This is a genomic window from Streptomyces sp. HNM0574 (assembly GCF_012726235.1).
Taxonomy (GTDB): domain Bacteria; phylum Actinomycetota; class Actinomycetes; order Streptomycetales; family Streptomycetaceae; genus Streptomyces.
In genome coordinates this window covers 305882-330549 of record NZ_JAASAH010000003.1, presented here as the reverse complement: position 1 = coordinate 330549, position 24668 = coordinate 305882, and the positions used below count along the sequence as shown (strand labels likewise).

The window sequence follows — 24668 nt, the reverse complement described above, 5'->3', positions numbered from 1 at the left end:
GAGAAGGGCCCGGAGTCTCGGACTCCGGGCCCTTCTCGTGCGTGGGGTGCGCCGTGGTCGCAGTGCGGCGACGAAATGACAAGTCCTCTGAGCGGTCACCGGTTTGAGGCATCTCTGTGTCGGGAAGTCGACAAACCGCTGAAGTGACCTCACTGGCTGCGGTATACCAGGTGTACGCGGGTTGCAGGTGGTGCGACGATGGGGCTTATGGGGGACAACGTGAGGCTCAACGGTCCACCGCGGGCCGGTGAGAGCCGGAGTGGGACGAACGAGGCGGCGGCCGACGTCGCCGCCGTCAGCGCGCTCGGTGCTCAACTCCTGCGCCGCGGCGACCTGGACGAGGCCGAGAGGTACCTGCGCGCCGCCACCGCGGCCGGGGACCGTGCCGCGGCCAACAACCTCGGCGTGCTGCTGCATCAGCGCGGCTACGCGGACGAGGCCGCCGGCTGGTGGCGCATCGCGGCCGTCGCGGGGTCGGCCGCGGCGGCGCACGCGCTCGGCAGACACCACCGTGAACGCGGCGACGAGCCGGCGGCGCACTACTGGCTGCGCCAGTCCGCCGAATCCGGCCATGTGCTGGGCGCGTTCGGGCTCGGCGACCTGCTGGAGCACCGGGGCGAGGACGGCGCCGAGGAGTGGTTCCGCGCCGCCGCCGAGCGGGGGCACCGCGAGGCCGCGTACCGGGTGGCGCAGATCATCAGCGCCCGCGAGGAGCGGGCGGAGAGCGAAAGCGCCCGCCGTGCGGGGGAGTTCGCCGAGTCGGCGGTGACGAGGAGCGTCACGGAGCCGGTCACGACGAGCCGCCGTCTGGTGCCGAAGGAGCTGCTGGAGTCCCCCGAGGCGACGGGCGAGGCGCGAAGTGGCGTCCCGCGCGGCCCCGTTGACGACGGTATCGACGACGGCGGTGACGGCGCCCCGGTCAGCGGGCTGGCGGAGTTCGAGGCGGTGGCCGGGCGCGAGGCCGAGCAGTGGTACCGGCAGGCGGCGGCCCGCGGGCACAGCAAGGCCGCGCTGCGGCTGGGCACGCTGCTGGAGCGGCGCGGCGAGCTGAAGGAGGCCGGGCGCTGGTATCTGACGGCGGCGAAGGAGGGCGAGGCCCGCGCCGCGTGCGCGCTCGGTTTCCTGCTGCGGGACGCGGGCGACGAGGACAGTGCCGTCGTCTGGTGGCGCCGTGCCGCCGAGGACGGTGACGGGAACGCGGCCAACGCCCTGGGTGCGCTGCACGCGGACCGGGGCGAGCGGCAGGCCGCCGAGCGCTGGTACCGGGTGGCGCTCGACGCGGGCAGCGACAACGGCGCCTTCAACCTGGGGCTGCTGTGCGCGGCGCAGGGGCGTACGGCGCAGGCCGAGCAGTGGTACCGCCGGGCCGCGTACGCGGGGCACCGGGAGGCGGCGAACGCGCTCGCGGTGCTGCTGCTGCAGCGCGGCGACGCGGACGGCGCGGAGCCGTGGTTCTCGAAGGCGGCGGAGGCGGGCAGCGTCGACGCCGCGTTCAACCTGGGCATCCTGCACGTCGGCCGGGGCGACGACGGTACGGCGCGTGAGTGGTACGAGCGTGCGGCCGGTGCCGGGCATGCGGAGGCGGCGCTTCAGGTCGGCATCGCCTTGCTGCGGGAGGGCGACGAGCACGGCGCGGAGCGGCAGTTGAGGTGCGCGGCGGGCGGCGGGAGCGTCGAGGGCGCGTTCCGGCTGGGCACGCTGCTGGAGCGCAGGCATCCGCGGGAGGACGCGACGGGCGCCTCGGGCGCGGGCGATGTCGTGGGGGCGCGCGCGGAGCACGAGGAGTGGTACGAGCGCGCCGCCGAGCGCGGTCACCGCCGTGCGCAGGTGCGGCTGGGGATGTGCGCGGCGGAGCGCGGCGAGGTCGTGGACGCGGCGCGCTGGTACCGCGCGGCCGCCGAGGCGGGCAGCCCCAACGGGGCGTTCAACCTGGGCCTGTTGCTGGCCCGCGAGGGCAGCGAGCCGGAGGCGGCGCTGTGGTGGACCCGTGCGGCGGAGGCGGGGCACGGGCGCGCGGCGCTGCGCCTGGCGCTGCTCAACGCGCGCCGGGGTGAGCTCGCCGAGGGGCAGTACTGGTGCACGCGGGCCATGGAGCTGGGTTCGGCCGAGGTGGCTGAGCGGGCGGCCAAGCTGCACGACGCGCTGCGGTCCGAGCTGTCGGCGTAGCGGTGCTTTCGCGCGTACCGGCGGGTGACCGCCGGCGCGCGGAGGCCGGTGCGCGGGCGGGTTTCCGGGGCGGGTGGGACGCGATTTGCACCTGGCGTTCGCAGCGGGTTAAAGTAAATGCACAACGGCGCGGGGTGGAGCAGCTCGGTAGCTCGCTGGGCTCATAACCCAGAGGTCGCAGGTTCAAATCCTGTCCCCGCTACTGAAAACGAAGGCCCGGATCCTCGGATCCGGGCCTTCGTTCTTTTCGCGTGCGCGGTGACCCGCCACGTCAATCACGTTGCGCAGTACGTCAGTTACCACGCGTGAGACGTCACAGCTTGTGGCCCACCGCTTCCGCGTACAGCCGCCGGTCGACGAGGCGTTCCTCGGGCAGTGGCGGGCCCTTCGTCACCCCGGCGTCCCGGTAGGCGCGTTGCAGCCGGTCCGTCGTGCCCTTGCGGATCTCCCAGTCCATGCGGAGCGACGGGACGGAGGTCAGGGTCCTGGTGTCCTGCCGCAGCGCCTTGGAGAGTTGGGCGACGAACTCCGGGTTCTTCTTGTAGTCCCCGGCGAAGTGGGTGTTGATGGTGCGGATGTACGCGCGCAGCAGGGCGACGCCCGCGTCGACGTCCTCGCTCAGCAGGTTCGGCCCGTACAGCGCCCCGCCCAGGGGTTCGCCCACGGGCTGGCCGCCGAGGAAGGCGTAGCGCTTGTTCCCGTCGACCTTGCGCCACACCGGGTCGAGCAGCCAGGCGGAGTCGGCGCCTCCGCTGGTGAGCGCGGTGAGGACGTCGGCGGAGCCGAGCTGCTGGAAGGTGACGGAGTCCATGGAGGCGCGGTGCCGGGCGAAGATCGAGTCCATCGGGTAGGCGATCACGGAGCCCTTGCCGATCATCGTGCCGATCTTCCGGCCCTTGAGGTTCACCGACTCCGCCGCGCCGCTTCCCCGCTGTTCGCCCTTCTTCAGCCTGACCCACAGCCCGCTCTTGGAGGACGGGTCGGGGGAGAAGTTGCCCGCGACCCAGCGGATGTCGAAGCCGCCGTTGATGCCGTTGACGACGGCCGCCTCCGGCGCGGCCCACAGCGCGTCGATCTCGCCCTTGGCCAGCAGCGGCAGCGCCTCGGGGGTGGGCAGCACCTTGAGGTCGACGTCCAGGCCCTCCTTCGCGAACTCGCCCTCGGCCAGGGCGATCCGGAGCGGCCCGACGTATTCGGCGCTGAGGGTTCCGGTGGCGATGGTCAGCTTCCGCTTCTTCTTCAGCGGGCGGGGCGCGGGCGCGCCCGGCTCGCAGCGTGCGGGCGTGCGGTCCTCGGCGAGGTCGGACGGCGGGGTCCAGGACTTCTCGCCGCAGCCGCGTACCGGTGTGATGTCGCGGGGCGCGGTGTCGATGGCGCCGCCGTCCTGCGCGGTGCAGCCGGCGAGGGCGAGCGCGGTGGCGGTGAGCGCGCCGACGAGGGCGGCGGGGGTGCGGGTGCGCAAGGGGGCCTCCGGGGAGAGCGGGACGTCGGGGGACCTGCGTCAGGACTGGCCGCGTCCGCGGTCGCGGGGTGCCCAGGGGGTGACCAGGCGGCCGAGGAACCGGACCAGTTCGGAGAAGGCGACGCCGAGGACCGCGACGCAGAGGATGCCGACGAACATCACGTCGTTCTGGAACAGCGCGCGGGAGTCGAAGATCAGGTGGCCGAGCCCGTCCGTCGCGGCGATGGACTCGGACGCGACGATCACCAGCACCGCGACGCCCGCCGCGATCCTGGCCCCCACCAGTACGGACGGCAGCGAGGCGGGCAGCAGGACGTGGCGGAACATCTGCCAGGGCCCGGCGCCGAAGACGTGCCCGGCGTCGCGGTGTCCCGCGGGGACGGCGAGCACGGCGGCCATGGTCGAGATCCAGACGAAGAAGAAGACCGTGGCCGCGACCAGCGCGATCTGCGGCCCCTCGCCGAGCCCGAACATGTTGAGGAACACGGGCAGCAGGGCCAGCTTCGGCACCACGTACAGGGCGTCCAGCATCGGCTCCAGCGCGGCCCTGACCAGCGGGAGCGAGCCCATCAGCAGGCCCAGCAGGTAGCCGGAGACGGTGCCGATGAGGTAGCCGGCGAGGACCCGCTTGAGGGTGGCCCAGGTGTCGGGCCGCAGCTCCCCGTCGAGGGCGCGCTGCCAGCCGTCGGCGAGGATCGCGGAGGGCGCGGGGTAGATCCGGTCGTCGATCCACCGCTGGTCGGCGGCGAGTTGCCACAGCAGGACGAGGGCGAGCGGCACGGCCGCCGCCAGGGTGATCTCCAGGGTGCGGCGTCTGCGGTGGGTGCCCGCCGGGTCGGTCTCGCGCGGTCCGGGGCGGCGTCTGAGGACGCCGGGGGAGTCGTCGGCGGGGGCGGTGGCCTCCGCCGGGTCCGTGGTGTTGTCGCTGAGGGTGCTCACGGTGTGGCCGCCTCCTGCCGTTCGTGGTCGACCTCGCCGCGCAGCAGGTCCCACAACTCGTCCTTGAGCGCGGTGAATTCCGGTGCGGAGCGGACCTCGCCCGTCCGGGGCCTGCCGAAGGGCGGGCGGCGTTCGGCGATGATCCGTCCGGGGCGCGCGGACATCACCAGCACCCGGTCGCCGAGCACCAGTGCCTCTTCGAGGCTGTGCGTGATGAACAGCGTGGTGGTGCGGGTGGACTGGGTGAGCGCGAGCAGTTCGTCCTGCAGGATGGTGCGCAGCTGGGCGTCGAGCGCGGCGAACGGCTCGTCCATGAGCAGGATTTCGGGCTCGACGGCGAGGGCGCGGGCGATGGCGACGCGCTGCCGCATGCCGCCGGAGAGCGCGGCCGGGTAGGCGTCCGCGAAGTCGGCGAGGCCCATGCGCGCGAGCCAGCCGCGGGCGCGTTCGTCCGCGTCCCGGCGGGGGACGCGCTGGACGTCGAGGCCGAAGCGGACGTTGGCCAGGACGGTCTTCCAGTCGTAGATCCCGTAGTCCTGGAAGATCATCGCCGCGGGCCGGTCGTGGTGGGTGTGGATGTCCAGGCCGCCGGCGGAGGGGCGGAGCAGCCCGGCGGCGACGCGCAGCAGGGTGGACTTGCCGCAGCCGGACGGGCCGACGATGCAGACGAACTCGCCGGTGGCCACGTCGAGTTCGACCGGCCCGAGCGCGGTGAGCCGTCGCGCGCCCCGTCCGAAGGAGCGGGTGAGCGCGTGGGCACGGATTTTCGGGGAAGCGTCCATCGCCGGTGACGATATGACGGGTCGTCAGATCACGGCAAGGGTCGTGCCGTGGCGGGGAGCGGGCGCGCACGCGAACGAGCCCGCCCCGGTGCGGGGGACGGGCTCGGTGCTGAAGGGTGGCTTCCGGTCGGTGCCGGTCAGCCGCCGGAGCAGTTGGGGCAGGTGCCGCGGTACGTCACCGTGGCGTCCGAGATGGTGAAGCCGTAGCGCTCCGTCTCGGGGAGGGCGGCCAGCGGGTCGCCGCTCGGGTGGACGTCGCGGATGGTGCCGCACCCGGAGCAGACCAGGTGCTGGTGCGTGTGGCGCGCGTTCGGGTCGTAGCGTTTCGCGCGGCCGTCGGTGCTGACCTCGATGACCTCGCCGAGGGCGACGAGTTCGCTCAGCGTGTTGTAGACGGTGGCCCGCGCGATCTCCGGCAGGCGGTCCGCCGCGCGTGCGTGCACCTCGTCGGCGGTGAAGTGCACATGGTCGCCCTCGAGCACCTCGGCGACGACCCTCCGCTGCGCGGTGAGGCGCCAGCCGCGGTCCCGGAGCCGTTCCAGCAGGTCACTCATGCGCCCAGACTAGCAGCAGCCGGTCCATGAAAAGAACCCGTACGGGGTTGGCAATTATCTTGACTTGGACAAAGTCCAATGTAGGATCGCTTTCGGCGTGACCACAGCACAGCGACAGGAGACGTGACGTGACGGTTGCAGACAAGACCCCCGGGCCGCTGACCACGGAGGCCGGTGCTCCGGTGGCGGACAACCAGCAGAGCCAGACCGCTGGTCCTGGCGGTCCCACCCTGGTCCAGGACCAGCTGCTGCTGGAGAAACTCGCCCACTTCAACCGCGAGCGCATCCCGGAGCGGATCGTGCACGCGCGCGGCGCCGGCGCGTACGGAACGTTCACCGTCACCGCCGACGTGACGCGGTACACCCGCGCCGCCTTCCTCTCCGAGGTCGGCAAGCAGACGGAGACCTTCCTCCGCTTCTCCACGGTCGCGGGCAACCTCGGCGCGGCCGACGCGGTGCGTGACCCCCGCGGCTTCGCGCTGAAGTTCTACACCGAGGAGGGCAACTACGACCTCGTCGGCAACAACACGCCGGTGTTCTTCATCAAGGACGCCATCAAGTTCCCCGACTTCATCCACACCCAGAAGCGCGACCCGTACACCGGCTCGCAGGAGGCGGACAACGTCTGGGACTTCTGGGGTCTGTCGCCCGAGTCGACGCACCAGGTGACCTGGCTCTTCGGTGACCGCGGCATCCCCGCGTCCTACCGCCACATGAACGGCTACGGCTCGCACACCTTCCAGTGGACTAACGCCGACGGCGAGGTCTTCTGGGTCAAGTACCACTTCAAGACCGACCAGGGCATCAAGAACCTGCCCGCCGACGAGGCCGACGTCCTCGCGGGCAAGGACCCCGACAGCCACCAGCGGGACCTGCGTGAGTCCATCGAGCGCGGCGAGTACCCGACCTGGACGGTGCAGGTGCAGGTCATGCCCGCGGCCGACGCGTCGAACTACCGCTTCAACCCGTTCGACCTGACCAAGGTCTGGCCGCACGAGGACTACCCGCCGATCGAGATCGGCAAGCTGGAGCTCAACCGCAACCCGGAGAACATCTTCGCCGAGGTCGAGCAGTCCGTCTTCTCGCCGCACCACTTCGTGCCGGGCATCGGCCCGTCGCCGGACAAGATGCTCCAGGGCCGTCTCTTCGCGTACGGCGACGCGCACCGCTACCGCGTCGGCATCAACGCCGACCACCTGCCGGTCAACCGCCCGCACGCCACGGAGGCCCGTACGCACGGCCGGGACGGCGTGATGTACGACGGCCGGCACGGCGGCGCGAAGAATTACGAGCCGAACAGCTTCGGCGGCCCGGTGCAGACCAACGCGCCGCTGTGGGAGCCCACCGCGGTCTCCGGCGTCACCGCCGACCACGAGGCCCCCTCGCACGCCGAGGACGACGACTTCGTCCAGGCCGGCAACCTCTACCGCCTGATGTCGGAGGACGAGAAGTCCCGTCTGATCGACAACCTCGCGGGCTTCATCTCGCAGGTCTCGCGGGACGACATCGCCCAGCGCGCGATCGAGAACTTCCGCAAGGCGGACGCGGACTACGGCAAGCGGCTGGAGGCCGCGGTCCAGGCCCTGCGCGGCTGACAGACCCGCCTGCCGTACAAAACGGAGGGACCGGACGCCAAGGGGCTCCGGTCCCTCCGCTGTTGTGCCGGGTCAGGCGGGTACGGGCCGGCCGCGGGCGGCGGCCCCGCCCTCCTCGCGGGTGGTCCAGCAGCGCACGATGTCGCGTACCGAGACCACGCCGACCGGCTCCCGTTCGTCGAGCACGATCAGGTGCCGGAAGCCGCCGCGGGTCATCGTGGCGGCCGCCTCGGTCAGCGTCCACGAGGGTGCGGCGAAGACGACGGCGGTGGTGGTGTGCGACTGCGCGGTCTCCCGGTCCGGGTCCTGGGCGGCGCCGAGGGAGTTGAGGATGTCGCGCTCGGTGAGGATGCCGAGCCCGCAGGTGTCGGGGTCGAGGACGACGGCCGCGCCGACGCGTCGCGTCGACATCAGTTCGGCGGCCTGCCGGAGGGTGTGTGCCGGGCCGATGGTGAGGACGACCCGGCTCATGGCGTCGTGGACGAGGGTGGGCATGTCGGTGAGCCACCTTCCTTGGCGGAACCGCGTCCCCTTCGAGAAGCGATTCACAAGGGCACAAGCCTTTCGGCTCACATGCTCACATGCCGTGACGGGCCGTCACAAGAGCCTCGTACGGGTGGATGACGCCGCCCCGCTCAGCTCGTCAGGTAGCGCAGCAGCTCGCCGTGCAGCCGCCCGTTGGACGCCGCCGCGTTGCCGCTGTGCGGGCCGGGGTTGCCGTCGAGCCCGGTGAAGGAGCCGCCCGCCTCCTGCACGATCACGGCGTTCGCGGCCATGTCCCACACCGACAGCTCCGGCTCGGCGCACATGTCGACCGAACCCTCGGCCACCATCATGTACGGCCAGAAGTCGCCGTAGCCGCGGGTGCGCCAGCAGTCCCGCGTCAGCTGAAGGAAGCCGTCCATCATGCCGCGCTCCTCCCAGCCGTGCAGCGAGGAGTACGCGAACGAGGCGTCCTGCACGCGCTCCACGCGGGACACCTCCAGCCGGGACGCCTGGGCCAGACTCCGGCCGGTGTACGCGCCGCCGTCCTTCATCGCCCACCAGCGGCGGTTGAGCGCGGGGGCCGAGACGAGGCCGACGACGGGCTCGTCACCCTTCTCGGTCAGCTCCGTGAGCGCGATCAGGGTCGCCCACACGGGTACTCCGCGCACGTAGTTCTTGGTGCCGTCGATCGGGTCGATGATCCAGCGGCGGGGGGCGTTGCCCTCGGTGCCGAACTCCTCGCCGACCACGGCGTCCCGCGGGCGCGTGCGCTGGAGCGACGTGCGGATCAGCTCCTCGGCGGCCTTGTCGGCCTCGGTCACCGGCGTCATGTCGGGTTTCGTCTCGACCTGCAGGTCGAGGGCCTTGAACCGCTCCATGGTGGCGGCGTCGGCGGTGTCGGCCAGTACGTGGGCGAGGCGCAGATCATCGTGGTAGTCCGGCATGTGCGAACAGTATCGACCGACCCCGTGGCCAGCCACAGCGCCCGGGCCGGGGCCGCCGGCGGGCGGGCGCGCGGGGCCCGGTTCCTCCCGCGCGGGGTGTCTTGACAGCTTCTGCCGGCCCGTCAATTCTGTCCGGCACCCCAGCTGTCGGGCACGGGAGGACAACGATGCCCACCGCACGCGAGGCACTGCTGGCGGCCGCCGCACGGGCCGTCTCGGTTCAGCCGTGGACGGGGGTGCGCATGGTCGACGTCGCCGCGGCAGCGGGGGTGTCCCGGCAGACCCTCTACAACGAATTCGGGAGCAAGGAGGGGCTCGGCGCCGCGCTGGTGGAGCGCTGCGTGGAGACCTTCCTCGACGGCGCGGTACGGGCCGCCGCCGACGCCGGCCGCCGCGGAGCGGACCCGGCCGGCTGCTGCGCGGCCTCGGCGGCCTGGATGCTCCGCGCCGCGCGGGACGAGCCCGTCGTGCACGCCGCGCTCACCGGGAGCTGGGACAGCGCGATGCCGGTGCCCGGCGGCGGCCCGGCGCCAGGCGGCGGCCGCTCCTGCCGCGAGCCCGGCGGCCTGGCCTCGGTGCTGCGCGACCGCATGATCGCCGGGATGGGGGCCTCGGGCCGCCCCGCGGCGCAGCCCTCGCGGATCCCGCAGCAGCAACGGCTGGGCCGGGCCTGCGAGGTGGGGCTGCGGATGGCGCTGAGCTACGTCGTGGCACCGGTGGAGGCCCCGGACGACGAGACCTGCGCGGGCATCGGCGACGTCGTCCGCTCCCTGCTGCCGGAGCGCTGACGGCGGGCGGCGCGCGCTCGGATCAGTGCGCCCCGCCCGAGAGTTGGAGTCCGACGACGCCGATGATGACGAGCGTGATGGAGACCAGCTTCAGCGCGGAGACGACGTCACCGAGGAAGACCATCCCGTAGATCGCGGTGCCGGCCGCGCCGATGCCGGTCCACACCGCGTAGGCCGGGCCGACGTCGAGCCGCTTGAGGGCGAGGGTCAGCAGGCCGAAGCTGGCGAGTGCGAAGACGCAGAACGCGACCGTCGGCCACAGCCGGGTGAAGCCGTGCGACAGCTTCAGGCAGACAGCGAACCCCGTCTCCAGCAGACCGGCCACGACGACCAGTAGCCACGGCATATGGAAGGCCCTCCGTTGTCCCCGCCGCGCGTGCGGCCGCGAGCTCCCGCTCGTGCGGCCGTGCGGATTGTCGGTGCGATGATCGCACGCGAACCGGGACGAACCGGATCAATCTCCCTCGTGCTGCTCGCGCGTCGCCAGGAGCCGGCGCAGCGAGTACAGCCGCTCCGGGTCGGCGTGGCCGTCCGCGACCCACGGGTCCAGGGCGCAGTCCGGCTCGTCGTGGCCGCACGCGCGGGGGCACTCGGCGGTGCCGGGCTCCAGGTCCGGGAAGGCGTGGATGACGCGGGACGGGTCGATGTGGTGCAGCCCGAACGACCGGACGCCCGGGGTGTCGATGACCCAGCCGTCGTTGCCCGGCAGGGGCAGTGCCAGGGCCGAGGTGGTGGTGTGCCGTCCGCGGCCGGTGACCTCGTTGACGTGCCCGGTCGCCCGCTGCCGGTCCGGCACCAGGGCGTTCACCAGGGTCGTCTTGCCGACGCCGCTGTGCCCGACGAACACGGTGCTCAGCCCGTACAGCTGGGTGCGCACCTGCTCGGCGGCCTCGCCGGCGGCGAGTTCCTCGCGGCTGGTGACCGCGTACCGGATGCCGAGCGGCGCGTACTTCTCCAGCAGGGGTCCGGCGGGGGAGAGGTCCGACTTGGTGAGGACGAGCAGCGGGTCGAGTCCGGCGTCGAAGGCGGCGACCAGGCAGCGGTCGATGAGCCGCGGTCTGGGCTCGGGGTCGGCGAGCGCGGTGACGATGGCGAGCTGGTCCGCGTTGGCGACGATCACCCGCTCGTAGGGGTCGTTGTCGTCGGCGGTGCGCCGCAGCACCGAGGTGCGGGGGTGGACGCGGACGATGCGGGCGAGCGTGTCCTTCGCCCCGGACAGGTCGCCGACGAGCGCGACCCGGTCGCCCACCACGACGCCCTTGCGGCCCAGTTCGCGGGCCTTCATCGCGGTGACGGTACGGCCCTCGACGAGGCAGGTGATCCGCCCCCGGTCGACCGTCAGGACCTGGCCCTCGGCGGCGTCCTCGTGCTTCGGACGGGTGTGCGTGCGCGGGCGGCTGCCGCGGCGTCCGGGGCGTACGCGGATGTCGTCCTCGTCGGTGTGCTTGCCGTAGCGGCGCATCGCGGCGTACCCCTCAGCCTCGCCCTCCGTCGGGTTCGCCGAGCATGGCGGCCCACATGGCGGGGAAGTCGGGGAGGGTCTTGCCGGTGGTGGCGATGTTCTCCACCTCGACGCCCTCGACGGCGAGGCCGAGCAGCGCGCCGGCGGTGGCCAGCCGGTGGTCGTCGTAGGTGTGGAAGACGCCGCCGTGCAGCGGGCGGGGGCGGATGCGCAGGCCGTCCTCGGTCTCGGTGACGTCGCCGCCGAGGCCGTTGATCTCCTTGGTGAGCGCGGCCAGCCGGTCCGTCTCGTGCAGCCGGAGGTGGGCGACGCCGCGCAGCACGGACTCGCCCTCGGCGAGCGCGGCGACGGCGGCGATGCCCGGGGTCAGCTCGCCGACCTCGCTCAGGTCGACGTCGATGCCGTGGATCCGGCCGCTGCCGGTGAACGTCAGCCCGCGCTCGGTGAGTTCGCAGGAGCCGCCCATCGCGGTGAAGATCTCGCGCAGCGCGTCGCCGGGCTGCGCGGTGTGCGCGGGCCAGTCCGGGACGGTGACGGTGCCGCCGGTGACGAGCGCGGCGGCCAGGAACGGCTGCGCGTTCGACAGGTCGGGCTCGACGACCAGGTCACGGCCGAGCAGCGCGCCGGGGGTGACGCGCCAGACGTCGGCCTCGCCGCCGTCCTCGGGGGAGTCGACCTTGACGCCGGCCTGGCGCAGCATCTCGATCGTCATCCGGATGTGCGGCATCGACGGCAGCGCGCCGCCGGTGTGCCGGACCTCCACGCCCTGGTTGAACCGGGCGCCGGAGAGCAGCAGGGCGCTGACGAACTGGCTGGAGGAGGACGCGTCGATCTCGACCGTCCCGCCCTCGACCGAGCCGCCGCCGTGCACGGTGAGGGGGAGCGCGCCGCGCTTGTCGTCGTCGATGCGGGCGCCGAGGGCGCGCAGCGCGTCGATCACGCCGTGCAGCGGGCGCTCGTAGCTGCGCGGGTCGCCGTCGAACCGGACCGGGCCGTCGGCCAGCGCGGCGACGGGCGGCAGGAAGCGCATGACCGTGCCCGCGTTGCCGACGTCGACGGTGGCCGGGCCGTGCAGGCCGGCCGGGATGATCCGCCAGGCCTCGCCGCCGCCGGTGGCCGGGGCGCCGGTGGCGGACGAGCTGGAGGAGACCGTTTCCTCGATGTGCACGCCCATGGCCCGCAGCGCCCCGGCCATCAGCAGGGTGTCGCGGGAGCGGAGCGGGCGGCGCAGCCAGCCCGGCTCGGTGGAGAGCGCGGCCAGGACCAGGCCGCGGTTGGTGACCGATTTGGAACCGGGCACGGTGACGGTCGCGTCGATCGGGCCGGACGCGAGCGGCGCGCGCCAGTGAGCAGCGGCTTCAGTGGAATCGGTCATGGCCCACACTTTAGTGCGTTCGTGGAAGGCCGACGAAAACTGAAGTACCCCGTCCGACCTCCCCGTCGGGCCCCGCTCACAGCCTGAGGAGCCACCGTCCGCCGCCGATGAGGGCGCACAGGGACACCGCGTGGAAGAGCACCAGCCACACGGCGGCCGGGAGGTGGGTGAGCCGGGCGAGCTGGTCGGCGTCCGAGTCGGGGGCGCCTCCGCGGCGCCGCTTCCCCTGGAGCTCGAACACCGGCCGTACGCCGCCCAGCAGCAGGAACCACACGACGCCGTACGCGAAGGCGGCCTGGACGTGCGGTCCGGTCAGCCAGGAGACGAGGACGAAGGCGCCGCCGGAGAGGAAGACGGTGAGCACGCCGTACGCGTTGCGGATCATCACGAGCATGGCGAGGAGCAGCGCGGTGGCGAGCCAGAGCAGCAGCGTGATGTGGTTCGCGGCGAGCAGCCAGGCGCCGCCGAGGCCGAGCAGGGGCGGGGCGGTGTAGCCGGAGGCGGCGGTGAGCACCATGCCGATGCCGGTGGGCTTGCCGCGCGAGACGGTGAGGCCCGAGGTGTCGGAGTGCAGCCTGATGCCGTCGAGGCGGCGCCCGGAGAGCAGCGCGACGAGGCCGTGGCCGCCCTCGTGCGCGATGGTCACGGCGTTGCGCGATATCCGCCAGACGTTGTGCGGGGTGACGGCGGCCAGCGCGACGAGCCCGGTGACGATGACCAGCCACTGGTCCGGGTCGGGCTGGCTGCCGAAGACCCGGTCCCAGATCTCGGTGAAGCTCGCGGTGTCCATCTCTCCTCTTTCTCGTCCTTCTCGCTCGGGCCCCCGCTGGTTCGGTCGTCCGGGGGCCCGGCGGCGGTTCCCCCGCGTCCGGGTCCGGGGCGGCCTTGTGACACTCGGCCCGCGCCCCACGTGCGGCGTGGCAGTCTGGCACGTATGTGCGGTCGGTATGCAGCGAGCCGGAGGCCCGAGGATCTGGTGGGCCTGTTCGGGGTGGAGAAGTGGGACCCGGAGGAGACTCTGGAGCCGGACTGGAACGTCGCGCCGACGAAACAGGTGCACGCCGTCCTCGACCGCCCGCTCAAGGGCGCGGACGTGCCGGACCCGGTGCGGCAGCTGCGGGTGCTGAAGTGGGGCCTCGTCCCGTCCTGGGCGAAGGACCCCGGCAGCGGGCCGAAGATGATCAACGCGCGGGCCGAGACGGTGCACGAGAAGCCCGCCTACCGCCGTGCCTTCGCCTCCCGCCGCTGCCTGCTCCCGGCCGACGGCTACTTCGAGTGGGTCACCGCCGATACGGAACTGCGCCTGGAGCAGGAGGGGAAGCGGAAACGGGCCATGAAGCAGCCCTACTTCGTGACCCCGGCGGACGGCTCCGTGATGGCGATGGCCGGACTGTACGAGTTCTGGCGGGACCGGACGCTGCCCGGCGAGCACCCCATGGCCTGGTGGGTCACCTGCGCGGTGATCACCACCGAGGCCGAGACGGCGCCGCTGGCCGGGGACAGCGGCGAGGACGGACCGCGCTCGCTGTCGGACATCCACCCGCGGATGCCGCTGATGCTCACCGAGGACCGCTGGGACGCCTGGCTCGACCCCGCCCGCACCGAGGACGAGCAGCTGCGCGGCCTGCTGGCGCCGCCCCCGCCCGGGCTGATGCGCGCCTACCCGGTCTCCACCGACGTCAGCAACGTCCGCAACAACAGCCCCGACCTGCTCAAGCCGCTGGACGGCCCGGAGGTCGGCACCCTGTTCTGAGGGCGCCGTGCGGCAGGATGCCCCCATGAACGCCCCGAAGACCCAGACCGTCACCACCCCGGCGGGCGACGCCCGCATCACCTGGCACCACGCGGAGCACCCCCGCGCCGTGCTGGCCCTCGGCCACGGCGCGGGCGGCGGGATCGAGGCCCGGGACCTGCGGGCGCTGGCGGCGGCGCTGCCCGGTACGGGCGTGACCGTCGCGCTGGTCGAACAGCCCTGGCGGGTCGCGGGCAAGAAGGTCGCGCCCGCGCCGAAGACCCTCGACGCCGCCTGGACGGCGCTCTGGCCGGCCCTGGCCGCCGCCGGACCGCCGGTGATCGCGGGCGGGCGCAGCGCGGGCGCGCGGGTGGCCTGCCGTACGGGCCGTGAGCTGGGCGCCGTCGCGGTGCTCGCGCTGTCGTTCCCGCTGCACCCGCCGGGCAGGCCGGAGAAGTCGCGGGCCGAGGAGCTGACGGGCGCGGGGCTCCCGACGCTGGTCGTGCAGGGCGGCCGGGACCCGTTCGGGCGCCCCGGGGAGTTCCCCGCCGGGGCCCGGGTGGCCGAGGTGGCCTCGGCGGATCACGGGTTCGCGGTGCCGAAGCGGGCGGAGAGCGCGCGGGAGGGGATGGACGCGCAGGAGGCGGCGCTGGCCGTGATCACCGAGACGGTCGCCGGGTGGTGCGCGGAGATCTCCGGGGGCGGCCGGGAATGAGGCGCGGGGGCCGTGTGTTGTACGGCCCGTCGGAACGTTTCGATCGTCACGTCGAGAAAGGGAGCCGCCCGTATGGGTTCAGTCGCTTGCCCGCAGCGTCCCCAGGCCGTCGACCTGGACTGGGCCACGGTGGCGCTGTCCGGTGGTGCGGGGATTCCGGCGGCGGGGGGAGTCGAACGTCGTCTATTCTCCGATTCGAGTGGGTCCGCGTTCGGGCTCGCCGCGGCATCGGAGGAGGTGGGTCCGGTCACCGGGACCGAGAACGGCGGGAGTGACGGGCACGAGACCGAGGCGGCGCGCAGCGCGCGCTTCGAGCGGGACGCCCTCAACTACCTCGACCAGATGTATTCGGCAGCGCTCCGTATGACCCGGAACCCGGCCGACGCCGAGGACCTGGTGCAGGAGACCTACGCGAAGGCGTACGCGTCCTTCCACCAGTTCCGCGAGGGCACGAACCTCAAGGCGTGGCTGTACCGGATTCTGACCAACACCTTCATCAACTCGTACCGGAAGAAGCAGCGCGAACCCCAGCGCAGTGCCGCCGAGGAGATCGAGGACTGGCAGCTGGCGCGCGCCGAGTCGCACATGTCGACCGGGCTGCGCTCCGCCGAGGCCCAGGCGCTCGACCACCTCCCGGACTCGGACGTGAAGGAGGCCCTCCAGGCCATCCCGGAGGAGTTCCGGATCGCGGTGTACCTCGCGGACGTGGAGGGCTTTGCGTACAAGGAGATCGCGGACATCATGGGGACCCCCATCGGGACCGTGATGTCGCGTCTGCACCGCGGACGGCGGCAGCTTCGCGGCATGCTGGAGGACTACGCGCGGGGCCGCGGGCTGGTCCCGGCCGGTGCCGCGGCCGTCGGGGCATCGCCGGCTGAGCCGGGTGACGAGTCGCACGACCGGAAGGGCTCGGGCTCATGAGTTGCGGAGAGCCGCACGAAACGGACTGCTCTGAGGTCCTGGACCATCTCTACGAGTACCTCGACAAGGAGATGCCGGACCAGGACTCGGAGAAGTTCAAGGAGCATTTCGACGAATGCTCCCCCTGCTTCGAGAAGTACGGCCTCGAACAGGAGGTCAAGAAGCTGGTCAAGCGCTGCTGCGGACACGACGACGTCCCCGCGGACCTGCGGTCCAAGGTGATGGGACGGATCGAGGTGATCCGCGCCGGCGAGACGGCCGGTGAGCCCGCGGACGAGGCGGAGGGTTCCGGCGGCGACGCCGCCTCCGCCGGTCCGTCCGGGAAGCTCAGCGCGGCCGAGCAGGACGAGCTGGCCGAGCGGACGGTCCGGGAGGAGAACCGGGCCGAGCAGTCCGCGCACCCCTCGCCGCTGCGCAACAAGCCCGCCTGAACGGGCAGTTCGCCGCCCGCCACCCCCAAGTGCGCCCCTGACGGGGCCTGTCGGGCCGCATCTCACCCGAAGGTGTGAGCGGCTGCGGTGCGTTGCGGGACAATCCGGAAATCGCTCCGCGCCGCCCCGTCCCGTCGTCCTATCCTCCCCAACCGTCCCGGCAGGGGAGGAGGCGCGGTATGCGGACCCGGACGGCACGGCTGCCCCGGGCGGCCGTGGCGGGCATCGGCGCCGCCGTGCTCGCGGCCGCCGTCGCCGTGGCGCCCGCCCTGCGGGAGGCCGGCGAGGTCCGGTGGCCGGTGCTGCTGCCGCTGGCCGCGCTGTACGCCGCCGCCGAGTACGCCCTGCGCTGCCCGCGGCTGAGCCCCTGGCTGCCCCGGGACACGGGGCCGTTCACCCCGCTCTTCCCGGTGCTGCTCGCCGGGGTCTTCCTGCTGCCGCCCGCCGCGGCCGCGCTGGTGCCGGTCCCCGGTGCGCTGCTCGGCCGGGCCGAGCCGCGGCACGCCGGCGCCCGCCGTGTCTGGCACGCCGCCCAACTCGCCCTGGCGGCCTGGGCGGCGGCCGCCGCCGCGCGCGCGACCGCCCCGCACCTCCCGCAGGCGCTGCTGCCCGCGGCCGTCGCCGGGCTCGCCTTCTGCCTGGTGCTGACCGCGCTCGACGGGGCCGTCCTGGTCCTGGCCGAGCGCCGGCCCGTACGGGCCGCGTGGCGCGGGCGGTTGCCGTACGCGGTGGTGCCGCATCTGCTGTACGCGGGCACCGGGCTGATGGCGGCGGTGCTGTGGGAGAGCCGGTACGGGCCGGTGGCCGCGCTGCTGGTGCTGCTGCCCGGGTGCCTCGGCTTCCGGGTCTTCGCGCACGGTGACCGGGAGCGCGGCGCGCACCGTGCCGCCGTCCGCGCCCTCCTGCGGGCCGTGGACATCAAGGACCGCTACACCTGCGGGCACGGCGAACGGGTCGGCGAGGCGTCCGTCCTCATCGCGCGGGAGCTCGGGATGGACGCCTCGCGGACGGAGGCGGTGCGCCTGGCGGGCACCCTGCACGACGTCGGCAAGCTGGGCGTGCCCACCCGGCTGCTGTGCAAGGACGGCCCGCTCACCCCCGAGGAGCGCCGGGTGATCGAACTGCACCCGGAGTACGGGCACGAGATGGTGCGCGGCATCGGCTTCCTGGACGAGGCGCGCGCCGCGATCCTGCACCACCACGAACGGCTGGACGGCTCCGGCTACCCCTACGGCCTCTCCGGCGACGGGATTCCCGAGTTCGCCCGGCTCGTCGCCGTCGCCGACGCCTTCGACGCCATGACGTCGACCCGCAGCTACCGCCGGGCCCGCCCCGTGAAGACGGCGCTGCGGGAGCTGCGGCGGTGCGCGGGCACCCAGTTCGACCCCCGCATGGTGGCCGCCCTGACCCGCGCGCTGGCCCGCGAGGAGTGGACCCCGGCGGCGGACGTCACCGCGCACGCGCCGCTGAGCGGTGGGGCCGCGCGGTGAGCCGTCCGGCGGGGGCGCTGTACGTCGGCGCGGGGGTGCTGGTCGTCGTCGCGCTCGGTTCGGTGCTGCTCGCCGGGCTCGAACAGCCCGGTGTGGCCCTCGCGTTCGGCCTCCTCGTCGCCGTGGGCGAGGCCGTACGGGTACGGCTCCCGGACGCGGACACCGGCGTGCGGGCCCGGACGGGGGCGCCGTTGAGCGCCGCCGCGGCGCTCGGGTACGCGCTGCTCGGCGAGGTCGGCGGGCGGCCCGCGACGCACGGGGTGCTGCAGTGCGTCGCCGTCGTCGTGCTGGCGGGGCTGCTCGGGGCGGCGCCGCAGCTGGCGCTCGGCCGGGCGCCCTCGGCGGACTACGCGGTGCGGAGCGTGCTGGCCACCGCGTTCGCCGCCGTCTGCTGCCAACCGCTGTACGGCGCGGGCGCGTTCGGGCCCGGCACGGGCCAGGTGCTGGTCCTGCTCGGCGTCGCCCTGCTCACCGGCCTGTGCGACGCGGTGCTCGCCGCCGTTCTCGCCGCCGGCCGTACGGGACGGCCCGTCGGGCCGCTGCTGCGGGAGCGGGCGCGGGCCCGGCCCGGCGTGGTGTGCGCCGTCGCGGCGACCGGCACGGTGCTCGCGCCGGGGGTGGCGGCGGCCGGGCTGTGGGCGCTGCCGGTGCTGTGCGCGCCGCTGCTGCTCACCCGGTTCGCGTCCCGCCGCCGCGCGGCCGTGCACACCACCCGCCGGCAGACCGTCGCGGCGCTGGCCCGCGCCGCCGAGGTCGCGGGCTGCGCCCCGCGCGGGCACGCGCGCCGGGTCGCCGCGCTGAGCCGGGCCGTGGGCCGCGAGCTGGGGCTGCGGGAGCCGGAACTCACCGTGCTGGAGTACGCGGCGCTGCTGCACGACGTCGGACGGCTGTCGCTGCCCGACCCGGTGCCGGGCGGCGCCGCCGAACCCCCGGCCCTGGCCCGCCGGATCGCCGCGCTGGGCGGCGCCGTCGCGCGGGAGACGGGGGTGCCGGCGGCGGTCGCCTCCGCCGTCGAGCGGCAGGCGGACCCCTACCGTGAACAGCCCTTCACCGCACGTATCGTTCGCACGTCCAACGCCTATGCGGACATGGTGTCGCGGGCAGTGGGGAAGGAGGCCGTCGAGCGGGGGAACGGGACCGTCGACGGCTCCCTCCGGGCCCTGGAACGCCTGCGGCTCGGCAGCGCGTACGACTACGAACCACGGGTCGTGGAGGCGCTGGCGCGGGTCGTCTCCCGGGGGCCTGCTGCGTGACTCCCGGGTAGTGAGCGCGCACCCGGGTGGGCATGGTTGGATGCGAAGAGGGGCAACCGCGGAAAAGGCACACACGGGTTCAGACGGCGCATACGGCCGGTACGGCCGACGAGACGGTGCGCGGGAGGCGTGGCCGTACGGGGTGAGGACCGGCCGGGAGGCGGCCGGGAATCCAGCAACAGGCGGGAATCAGGCGGGAACATCGTGAGGATCTTCGGCAAGGCGCGGCATCGGCCCTCCACGTCCTGGAGGAAGGCGACCGACCGCGCGTTCACCCTCATCGGAGACGGGCGCTACGAGGACGCGGGCGCCCTGCTCACCCGTGCCGCTGATCTGGAGCCGTGGCTGTCCGAGTCGTGGTTCAACCTCGCGCTGCTGCACAAGTTCCGGCACGACTGGGAGCAGGCGCGGGCCGCGGGGCTGCGCGCCGTCGCGCTGCTGGAGCGCGAGTCCGGCGCCCCGGACTGGTGGAACGTCGGCATCGCCGCGACGGCCCTGCAGGACTGGCCGCTGGCGCGGCGCGCGTGGCAGGCGTACGGGCTGCGCGTCCCCGGGCAGACGCAGCCGGCCGTCGCGGGGGACGAGCCGACGGGCATGCAGCTGGGCAGCGCGGCCGTGCGGCTGTCGCCGGAGGGCGAGGCCGAGGTGGTGTGGGGCCGCCGGATCGACCCGGCCCGGCTGGAGGTGCACAGCATTCCGCTGCCGTCCTCGGGCCGCCGCTGGGGCGAGGTGGTGCTGCACGACGGTGTCCCGCACGGCGAGCGGACGACGTCGGCCGGGCCCTCGTACCCGGTCTTCGACGAGATCGAGCTGTGGGCGCCCTCGCCGGTTCCGACCTGGGTGGTGCTGCTGGAGGCGGCCACCGAGGCCGACCGGGACGCGCTGGAGCGGCTCGCGGCCGACGCCGGTTTCGCCGCCGAGGACTGGTCGTCCTCGGTGCGGCTGCTGTGCCGCTCCTGCTCGGAGAGCAGCATGCCCACGGACGAGGGCGACGGCTCGGTGCACCTGGACCCGCACGACCACAGCTCCCCCGGGCATCCCGGTCCGCTGGGCTACCTGCCCTCGGGCGGTCCCGGTGAGCTGTGGGTGCCGGAGCGCGAGTGCGGGCTGGCGGCCCCGGCGCAGCTGGTGCGCGGGCTGCTCGACGGATGGGTCGCGGACAGCCCGGACACCCGGGAATGGCGGGATCTTGAGGAGGTCTGCTGAGGCATTCCCGCGCGCCCCGTACCCTGTAGGGCGATTGTTTTTCGGGCCGGCCCCTCGGCGGCGGCCCTTCGGCGGTGAGGAAGGCGTACGGCGGCATGGCGGAGCAGCGGACCAGTGAGTTCATCGACGACACGCAGGACTGCGAGGCCCGCGAGACCGCGCACCGGGAGCGCGGCACGGCCCGTCCGGTCACCGTCGTCGGCAATCCGGTGCTGCACAGCGAGTGCAAGGACGTCACCGAGTACGGGGACGAGCTCGCCGCGCTGATCGACGACATGTTCGCCAGCCAGCGCGCGGCGGAGGGCGTCGGCCTCGCCGCGAACCAGATCGGTGTCGACCTGAAGGTCTTCGTCTACGACTGCATGGACGACGAGGGCGTGCGGCACGTCGGCGCCGTCTGCAACCCCGTGCTGGACGAACTCCCGGCGGGCGAGCGGGTGCTGGACGACTCCAACGAGGGCTGCCTCTCCGTGCCCGGCGCGTACGCCCCGCTCGCGCGCCCCGACTACGCGGTGGTGCGCGGCACGGACGCGAAGGGCGAGCCGATCGCCGTCCGGGGCACCGGCTACTTCGCGCGCTGCCTCCAGCACGAGACGGACCACCTGTACGGCTACCTCTACATCGACCGCCTGGCGAAGCGTGAACGCAAGGACGTCATGCGGCAGATGGGCGAGAGCACCCCGCGCTACGAGGTCGTGCCGAACGACTGATCCGCGGGGACGGAACACACGACGGCGGGCGGCTCGCGTTTTCGCGGGCCGCCCGCCGTCGTCGCGGTGTCAGAACTCGTCGTCGAAGGAGACGGAGCCCTCGACGGCGACCTGGTAGGCGGAGGCGCGCCGTTCGAAGAAGTTGGTGAGCTCCTGGACGTTCTGGAGCTCCATGAAGGAGAACGGGTTGGCCGAGCCGTACCGCTGCGGGAAGCCGAGGCGGGCCAGCCGCTGGTCGGCCACGGCCTGGAGGTACTCGCGCATGGAGTCGGTGTTCATGCCGGGCAGGCCCTCGCCGCACAGGTCGCGGGCGAACTGGAGCTCGGCCTCGACGGCCTCCTCCAGCATGGCCGTCACCTGCTTCTCCAACTCGTCGTCGAACAGGTCGGGTTCCTCCTGGCGGACGGTGTCGACCACGTCGAAGGCGAAGGACATGTGCATCGACTCGTCGCGGAACACCCAGTTGGTGCCGGTGGCCAGGCCGTGCAGCAGGCCGCGGGAGCGGAACCAGTAGACGTAGGCGAAGGCGCCGTAGAAGAACAGGCCCTCGATGCAGGCCGCGAAGCAGATCAGGTTCAGCAGGAAGCGGCGGCGGTCGGCCTTGCTCTCCAGCTGGTCCATCTCCTCCACGTGGTCCATCCACCGGAAGCAGAACTGGGCCTTCTCGCGGATGGAGGGGATGTTCTCCACCGCGGCGAACGCCTCCACACGCTCGTCCATGTCCGGGAGATAGGTGTCGAGCAGCGTCAGATAGAACTGGACGTGCACGGCCTCCTCGAACAGCTGGCGGGACAGATAGAGGCGCGCCTCGGGCGAGTTGATGTGCTTGTAGAGGGTCAGCACCAGGTTGTTCGCGACGATCGAGTCACCGGTGGCGAAGAAGGCCACCAGGCGGCTGATCATGTGCTGTTCGCCCTCGGACAGTTTGGCGAGGTCCGCCACGTCCGAGTGCAGGTCGACCTCCTCGACCGTCCATGTGTTCTTGATGGCGTCGCGGTACCGCTCGTAGAAGTGCGGGTAGCGCATGGGCCGCAGGGTCAGCTCGAAGCCGGGGTCGAGCAGGTTCTTCGCGGCGCCGTCGTGGCCGGCGGTCGTGGTGTGCTGGGTTGCCGTGGTCATTACTGGCAGGCCTCGCAGGACTCGGGGTTTTCCAGGGAGCAGGCGACGGCGTCCTCGGCCGGGGCCGGGGAGGTGTCCGTCGCGTCGGTGGTGCCCGTCTGCTGTGCGGGCAGGGCGGAACCGGAACCGGCGGCGCGCGCGATCCGGGTCGCGGGGCGCGACCTGAGGTAGTAGGTGGTCTTGATGCCGCGCTTCCAGGCGTACGCGTACATCGAGCTGAGCTTGCCGATCGTCGGCGAGGCCATGAACAGGTTCAGCGACTGGCTCTGGTCGAGGTACGGAGTACGCGCCGCGGCCATGTCGATCAGCGCGCGCTGCGGGATCTCCCAGGCGGTGCGGTACAGCCGCTGGACGTCGGCGGGGACCCAGTCGAGGTCCTGCACCGAGCCGTTGGTCTCGCGCAGCGCCTCGCGGGCCCGGTCGTCCCACAGCCCGCGCGCCTTGAGCTCCTCGACCAGGTACGCGTTGACCTGGAGGAACTCGCCGCTCAGCGTCTCGCGTTTGAACAGGTTCGACACCTGCGGCTCGATGCACTCGTACACCCCGGCGATGGCCGCGATGGTGGCCGTCGGCGCGATGGCGAGCAGCAGCGAGTTGCGCATGCCGGTCCGCGCGATCCGCTCCCGCAGCCGCTCCCAGCGCTCGGGCCAGGCGCGGTCGCCGGCGGTCTCCGGGTAGTGGTCGGGGTGCAGCACGCCGCGAGCCGTGCGGGTGCCGGACCAGGCGGGCAGCGGACCGTGCTGCTCGGCGAGCGCGGCGGACGCCTCGTACGCGGCGAGCATGATGCGTTCGGAGATGCGGGTCGACAGCGCGCGCGCCTCGTCGGAGTCGAAGGGCAGCCCGAGCCGGAAGAACACGTCCTGGAGGCCCATCAGGCCCAGACCGACCGGGCGCCAGCGGGAGTTGGAGGCGGCGGCCTGCTCGGTCGGGTAGAAGTTGATGTCCACGACGCGGTCGAGGAAGGTCACCGCCGTACGGACGGTGCGGTCGAGTTCCTCCCAGTCCATCCGGCCGTCCCCGCCGAGGTGCGCGGCGAGGTTGACGGAGCCGAGGTTGCAGACGGCGGTCTCGCCGTCGTCGGTGACCTCCAGGATCTCCGTGCACAGGTTGGAGGAGTGGACGACGCGGCCCGGTTCGGCGGTCTGGTTGGCGGTGCGGTTGGCCGCGTCCTTGAAGGTCATCCAGCCGTTGCCGGTCTGCGCGAGGGTGCGCATCATCCGCGAGTACAGCTGCCGCGCGGGCACCTGCTTGACGTACCGGCCCTCGGCCTCGGCCCTGCGGTAGGCGGCGTCGAACTCCTCGCCCCACAGGTCGACGAGTTCGGGCACGTCGACGGGGGAGAACAGCGACCAGTCGGCGTCGGCCTCGACGCGGCGCATGAACTCGTCCGGGATCCAGTGCGCGATGTTCAGGTTGTGCGTGCGCCGCGCGTCCTCACCGGTGTTGTCCCGCAGCTCCAGGAACTCCTCCAGGTCCGCGTGCCACGACTCCAGGTAGACGCAGGCGGCGCCCTTGCGGCGGCCGCCCTGGTTCACCGCGGCCACCGAGGAGTCGAGGGTGCGCAGGAACGGGACGATGCCGTTGGAGTGCCCGTTCGTGCCCCGGATCAGCGAACCGCGGGCGCGGATGCGGGAGTACGAGAGCCCGATGCCGCCCGCGTGCTTCGAGAGCCGGGCGACCTCGTGGTACCGGCCGTAGATCGAGTCCAGCTGGTCCAGCGGGGAGTCCAGCAGGTAGCAGGACGACATCTGGGGGTGCCGCGTACCGGAGTTGAACAGCGTGGGGGAGGAGGGCAGGTAGGACAGCGTGCTGGTCAGCCGGTACAGCTCGGCCACCTGCTCGACGGCCCGCTCCGAGTCGTCCTCGGCGAGGCCGCAGGCCACCCGCAGCAGGAAGTGCTGCGGGGTCTCGATCACCCGGCGGGTGTGCGGGTGCCGCAACAGGTAGCGGGAGTGGACGGTGCGCAGCCCGAAGTAGCCGAAGCGGTCGTCGGCGCCGTCGGCGACGGCATTTTCGGCGAGGGCGTCGAGCCGCCGCGCGTGCCGGGCGACGAACGCGGCCGTGCGGTCCTCGATCAGGCCCTCGCGGTGCCCGGTCGCCACCGAGGCGGAGAACGAGGTCGCGCCCTGGCCCGCCGCCTCGTCCCGGACGGCGAGTGTCAGCAGCCGGGCGGCGAGCCGCGAGTACGCGGGCTCCTCGCCGATCAGCCCGGCCGCCGACTCGGCCGCCAGGTCCCGCAACTCGGCCTCGTCGGAGCCCGGGTGGCGGCCGCGGAGCGCGGCCCGCGCGACGCGTTCGGCGTCGGTGGCGGGCAGTCCGGCGGTCAGCTCGGTCAGCGTGCGCCGCAGCGCGGCCGCCAGGGGGTCGGGCTCACCGGCTGCCGCGGAAACGGTGCCGGATTCGGCTGGTGCGATGGTCACTGGGCGCGCTCTCCCTCGCTCGGCTGGGGCCTGCGAGGGGCGTGGCACGACGGGGCGCCCGCAGTCGCGCCGGATCTGGGCGGCACGCGCTGCGCGACGTCCGTCGGCCCATCCCACG

At 73.2% G+C, this 24668-nt stretch carries 23 protein-coding genes and 1 tRNA gene; 12 read left to right on the top strand and 12 right to left on the bottom strand.

Annotated features, from left to right (window positions below):
* Positions 1 to 207: 207 nt before the first annotated feature.
* Both HCC30_RS08225 and HCC30_RS08220 read left to right on the top strand, forming a co-directional pair.
* Positions 208 to 2166 (top strand): tetratricopeptide repeat protein, encoded by a 1959-nt coding sequence (locus HCC30_RS08225; RefSeq protein ID WP_240979399.1) that lies wholly within the window; start codon positions 208 to 210, stop codon positions 2164 to 2166.
* A 128-nt stretch (positions 2167 to 2294) separates the two neighbouring features.
* Positions 2295 to 2368: transfer RNA gene (locus HCC30_RS08220), tRNA-Met, on the top strand.
* A 111-nt stretch (positions 2369 to 2479) separates the two neighbouring features.
* Here the strand turns inward: HCC30_RS08220 and HCC30_RS08215 are convergent.
* The 4 genes from HCC30_RS08215 to HCC30_RS08200 form a co-directional block, all read right to left on the bottom strand.
* Complete coding sequence (locus HCC30_RS08215) at positions 2480 to 3628, bottom strand: ABC transporter substrate-binding protein (RefSeq protein ID WP_169441662.1); 1149 nt, start codon at positions 3626 to 3628, stop codon at positions 2480 to 2482.
* A 39-nt stretch (positions 3629 to 3667) separates the two neighbouring features.
* The gene (locus tag HCC30_RS08210) at positions 3668 to 4567 is read right to left on the bottom strand and encodes an ABC transporter permease (protein ID WP_169441661.1); all 900 of its coding nucleotides are present in this window, start codon (positions 4565 to 4567) and stop codon (positions 3668 to 3670) included.
* Entirely contained in the window at positions 4564 to 5349 is a 786-nt protein-coding gene (locus HCC30_RS08205; protein WP_169441660.1) for an ABC transporter ATP-binding protein, read from the bottom strand. Before HCC30_RS08205 ends, HCC30_RS08210 begins: the two co-directional genes overlap by 4 nt.
* A gap of 137 nt (positions 5350 to 5486) precedes the next feature.
* Positions 5487 to 5903 (bottom strand): Fur family transcriptional regulator, encoded by a 417-nt coding sequence (locus tag HCC30_RS08200; RefSeq protein ID WP_169441659.1) that lies wholly within the window; start codon positions 5901 to 5903, stop codon positions 5487 to 5489.
* 128 nt (positions 5904 to 6031) lie between these two features.
* Between HCC30_RS08200 and HCC30_RS08195 the strand changes: the two genes are divergently transcribed.
* Positions 6032 to 7498, top strand: coding sequence for a catalase (locus tag HCC30_RS08195; protein ID WP_169441658.1), 1467 nt, complete (start codon positions 6032 to 6034; stop codon positions 7496 to 7498).
* 72 nt (positions 7499 to 7570) lie between these two features.
* On the opposite strand, the gene HCC30_RS08190 is transcribed toward HCC30_RS08195, so the two are convergent.
* Complete coding sequence (locus tag HCC30_RS08190) at positions 7571 to 7993, bottom strand: CBS domain-containing protein (RefSeq protein ID WP_169441657.1); 423 nt, start codon at positions 7991 to 7993, stop codon at positions 7571 to 7573.
* Between the two features lie 140 nt (positions 7994 to 8133).
* On the bottom strand, positions 8134 to 8928 hold the full coding sequence (hisN, locus tag HCC30_RS08185) for a histidinol-phosphatase (protein ID WP_169441656.1): 795 nt from the start codon (positions 8926 to 8928) through the stop codon (positions 8134 to 8136).
* A gap of 167 nt (positions 8929 to 9095) precedes the next feature.
* Between hisN and HCC30_RS08180 the strand changes: the two genes are divergently transcribed.
* Positions 9096 to 9716 carry a TetR/AcrR family transcriptional regulator gene (locus tag HCC30_RS08180; RefSeq protein ID WP_169441655.1) on the top strand — a complete coding sequence of 207 codons (621 nt, stop codon included), beginning with the start codon at positions 9096 to 9098 and terminating at the stop codon, positions 9714 to 9716.
* A gap of 22 nt (positions 9717 to 9738) precedes the next feature.
* On the opposite strand, the gene HCC30_RS08175 is transcribed toward HCC30_RS08180, so the two are convergent.
* From HCC30_RS08175 to HCC30_RS08160, 4 genes are all read right to left on the bottom strand, one after another.
* Complete coding sequence (locus HCC30_RS08175) at positions 9739 to 10062, bottom strand: multidrug efflux SMR transporter (RefSeq protein WP_169441654.1); 324 nt, start codon at positions 10060 to 10062, stop codon at positions 9739 to 9741.
* A 108-nt stretch (positions 10063 to 10170) separates the two neighbouring features.
* Positions 10171 to 11178 (bottom strand): ribosome small subunit-dependent GTPase A, encoded by a 1008-nt coding sequence (rsgA, locus tag HCC30_RS08170; protein WP_169441653.1) that lies wholly within the window; start codon positions 11176 to 11178, stop codon positions 10171 to 10173.
* Positions 11179 to 11191: 13 nt separating this feature from the next.
* A complete protein-coding gene (gene aroA, locus HCC30_RS08165; RefSeq protein WP_169441652.1) occupies positions 11192 to 12553 on the bottom strand; it encodes a 3-phosphoshikimate 1-carboxyvinyltransferase in 1362 nt (453 codons plus the stop codon).
* A 76-nt stretch (positions 12554 to 12629) separates the two neighbouring features.
* Positions 12630 to 13343 carry a M50 family metallopeptidase gene (locus tag HCC30_RS08160; protein ID WP_169441651.1) on the bottom strand — a complete coding sequence of 238 codons (714 nt, stop codon included), beginning with the start codon at positions 13341 to 13343 and terminating at the stop codon, positions 12630 to 12632.
* Positions 13344 to 13487: 144 nt separating this feature from the next.
* On the opposite strand from HCC30_RS08160, the gene HCC30_RS08155 reads away from it, so the two are divergent.
* The 8 genes from HCC30_RS08155 (at position 13488) to def (ending at position 21011) form a co-directional block, all read left to right on the top strand.
* Entirely contained in the window at positions 13488 to 14306 is an 819-nt protein-coding gene (locus tag HCC30_RS08155) for an SOS response-associated peptidase (protein ID WP_169441650.1), read from the top strand.
* A 25-nt stretch (positions 14307 to 14331) separates the two neighbouring features.
* A complete protein-coding gene (locus HCC30_RS08150) occupies positions 14332 to 15000 on the top strand; it encodes an alpha/beta family hydrolase (protein ID WP_169441649.1) in 669 nt (222 codons plus the stop codon).
* Between the two features lie 72 nt (positions 15001 to 15072).
* Positions 15073 to 15921, top strand: a complete 849-nt coding sequence (locus HCC30_RS08145) for a sigma-70 family RNA polymerase sigma factor (RefSeq protein WP_169441648.1) — start codon at positions 15073 to 15075, stop codon at positions 15919 to 15921.
* On the top strand, positions 15918 to 16352 hold the full coding sequence (gene rsrA, locus HCC30_RS08140; RefSeq protein ID WP_169441647.1) for a mycothiol system anti-sigma-R factor: 435 nt from the start codon (positions 15918 to 15920) through the stop codon (positions 16350 to 16352). The genes HCC30_RS08145 and rsrA overlap by 4 nt, the downstream gene beginning before the upstream one ends.
* Positions 16353 to 16531: 179 nt before the next feature.
* A complete protein-coding gene (locus HCC30_RS08135) occupies positions 16532 to 17842 on the top strand; it encodes an HD-GYP domain-containing protein (protein ID WP_169441646.1) in 1311 nt (436 codons plus the stop codon).
* Positions 17839 to 19095 (top strand): HD domain-containing phosphohydrolase, encoded by a 1257-nt coding sequence (locus HCC30_RS08130; protein ID WP_346776546.1) that lies wholly within the window; start codon positions 17839 to 17841, stop codon positions 19093 to 19095. Before HCC30_RS08135 ends, HCC30_RS08130 begins: the two co-directional genes overlap by 4 nt.
* Before the next feature lie 204 nt (positions 19096 to 19299).
* Positions 19300 to 20301, top strand: coding sequence for a hypothetical protein (locus tag HCC30_RS08125; RefSeq protein ID WP_169441645.1), 1002 nt, complete (start codon positions 19300 to 19302; stop codon positions 20299 to 20301).
* Between the two features lie 95 nt (positions 20302 to 20396).
* The gene (gene def, locus HCC30_RS08120) at positions 20397 to 21011 is read left to right on the top strand and encodes a peptide deformylase (RefSeq protein WP_169441644.1); all 615 of its coding nucleotides are present in this window, start codon (positions 20397 to 20399) and stop codon (positions 21009 to 21011) included.
* A 69-nt stretch (positions 21012 to 21080) separates the two neighbouring features.
* Here the strand turns inward: def and HCC30_RS08115 are convergent, their stop codons facing one another.
* On the bottom strand, positions 21081 to 22130 hold the full coding sequence (locus HCC30_RS08115; RefSeq protein ID WP_169441643.1) for a ribonucleotide-diphosphate reductase subunit beta: 1050 nt from the start codon (positions 22128 to 22130) through the stop codon (positions 21081 to 21083).
* Positions 22130 to 24490: a ribonucleoside-diphosphate reductase subunit alpha gene (locus HCC30_RS08110; RefSeq protein ID WP_206323561.1), complete on the bottom strand. Its 2361-nt coding sequence runs from the start codon at positions 24488 to 24490 to the stop codon at positions 22130 to 22132. The genes HCC30_RS08115 and HCC30_RS08110 overlap by 1 nt, the downstream gene beginning before the upstream one ends.
* Positions 24491 to 24668 lie beyond the last annotated feature (178 nt).

What these genes read in the sequence shown, in the direction of transcription:
- HCC30_RS08225 (WP_240979399.1), top strand. Translation starts at nt 208, where the DNA reads ATGGGGGACAACGTGAGGCTCAACGGTCCACCGCGGGCCGGTGAGAGC.
- HCC30_RS08205 (WP_169441660.1), bottom strand. Translation starts at nt 5,349, where the DNA reads ATGGACGCTTCCCCGAAAATCCGTGCCCACGCGCTCACCCGCTCCTTC.
- HCC30_RS08200 (WP_169441659.1), bottom strand. Translation starts at nt 5,903, where the DNA reads ATGAGTGACCTGCTGGAACGGCTCCGGGACCGCGGCTGGCGCCTCACC.
- HCC30_RS08190 (WP_169441657.1), bottom strand. Translation starts at nt 7,993, where the DNA reads ATGCCCACCCTCGTCCACGACGCCATGAGCCGGGTCGTCCTCACCATC.
- hisN (WP_169441656.1), bottom strand. Translation starts at nt 8,928, where the DNA reads ATGCCGGACTACCACGATGATCTGCGCCTCGCCCACGTACTGGCCGAC.
- HCC30_RS08180 (WP_169441655.1), top strand. Translation starts at nt 9,096, where the DNA reads ATGCCCACCGCACGCGAGGCACTGCTGGCGGCCGCCGCACGGGCCGTC.
- HCC30_RS08175 (WP_169441654.1), bottom strand. Translation starts at nt 10,062, where the DNA reads ATGCCGTGGCTACTGGTCGTCGTGGCCGGTCTGCTGGAGACGGGGTTC.
- rsgA (WP_169441653.1), bottom strand. Translation starts at nt 11,178, where the DNA reads ATGCGCCGCTACGGCAAGCACACCGACGAGGACGACATCCGCGTACGC.
- aroA (WP_169441652.1), bottom strand. Translation starts at nt 12,553, where the DNA reads ATGACCGATTCCACTGAAGCCGCTGCTCACTGGCGCGCGCCGCTCGCG.
- HCC30_RS08160 (WP_169441651.1), bottom strand. Translation starts at nt 13,343, where the DNA reads ATGGACACCGCGAGCTTCACCGAGATCTGGGACCGGGTCTTCGGCAGC.
- HCC30_RS08155 (WP_169441650.1), top strand. Translation starts at nt 13,488, where the DNA reads ATGTGCGGTCGGTATGCAGCGAGCCGGAGGCCCGAGGATCTGGTGGGC.
- HCC30_RS08150 (WP_169441649.1), top strand. Translation starts at nt 14,332, where the DNA reads ATGAACGCCCCGAAGACCCAGACCGTCACCACCCCGGCGGGCGACGCC.
- HCC30_RS08145 (WP_169441648.1), top strand. Translation starts at nt 15,073, where the DNA reads ATGGGTTCAGTCGCTTGCCCGCAGCGTCCCCAGGCCGTCGACCTGGAC.
- rsrA (WP_169441647.1), top strand. Translation starts at nt 15,918, where the DNA reads ATGAGTTGCGGAGAGCCGCACGAAACGGACTGCTCTGAGGTCCTGGAC.
- HCC30_RS08135 (WP_169441646.1), top strand. Translation starts at nt 16,532, where the DNA reads ATGCGGACCCGGACGGCACGGCTGCCCCGGGCGGCCGTGGCGGGCATC.
- def (WP_169441644.1), top strand. Translation starts at nt 20,397, where the DNA reads ATGGCGGAGCAGCGGACCAGTGAGTTCATCGACGACACGCAGGACTGC.
- HCC30_RS08115 (WP_169441643.1), bottom strand. Translation starts at nt 22,130, where the DNA reads ATGACCACGGCAACCCAGCACACCACGACCGCCGGCCACGACGGCGCC.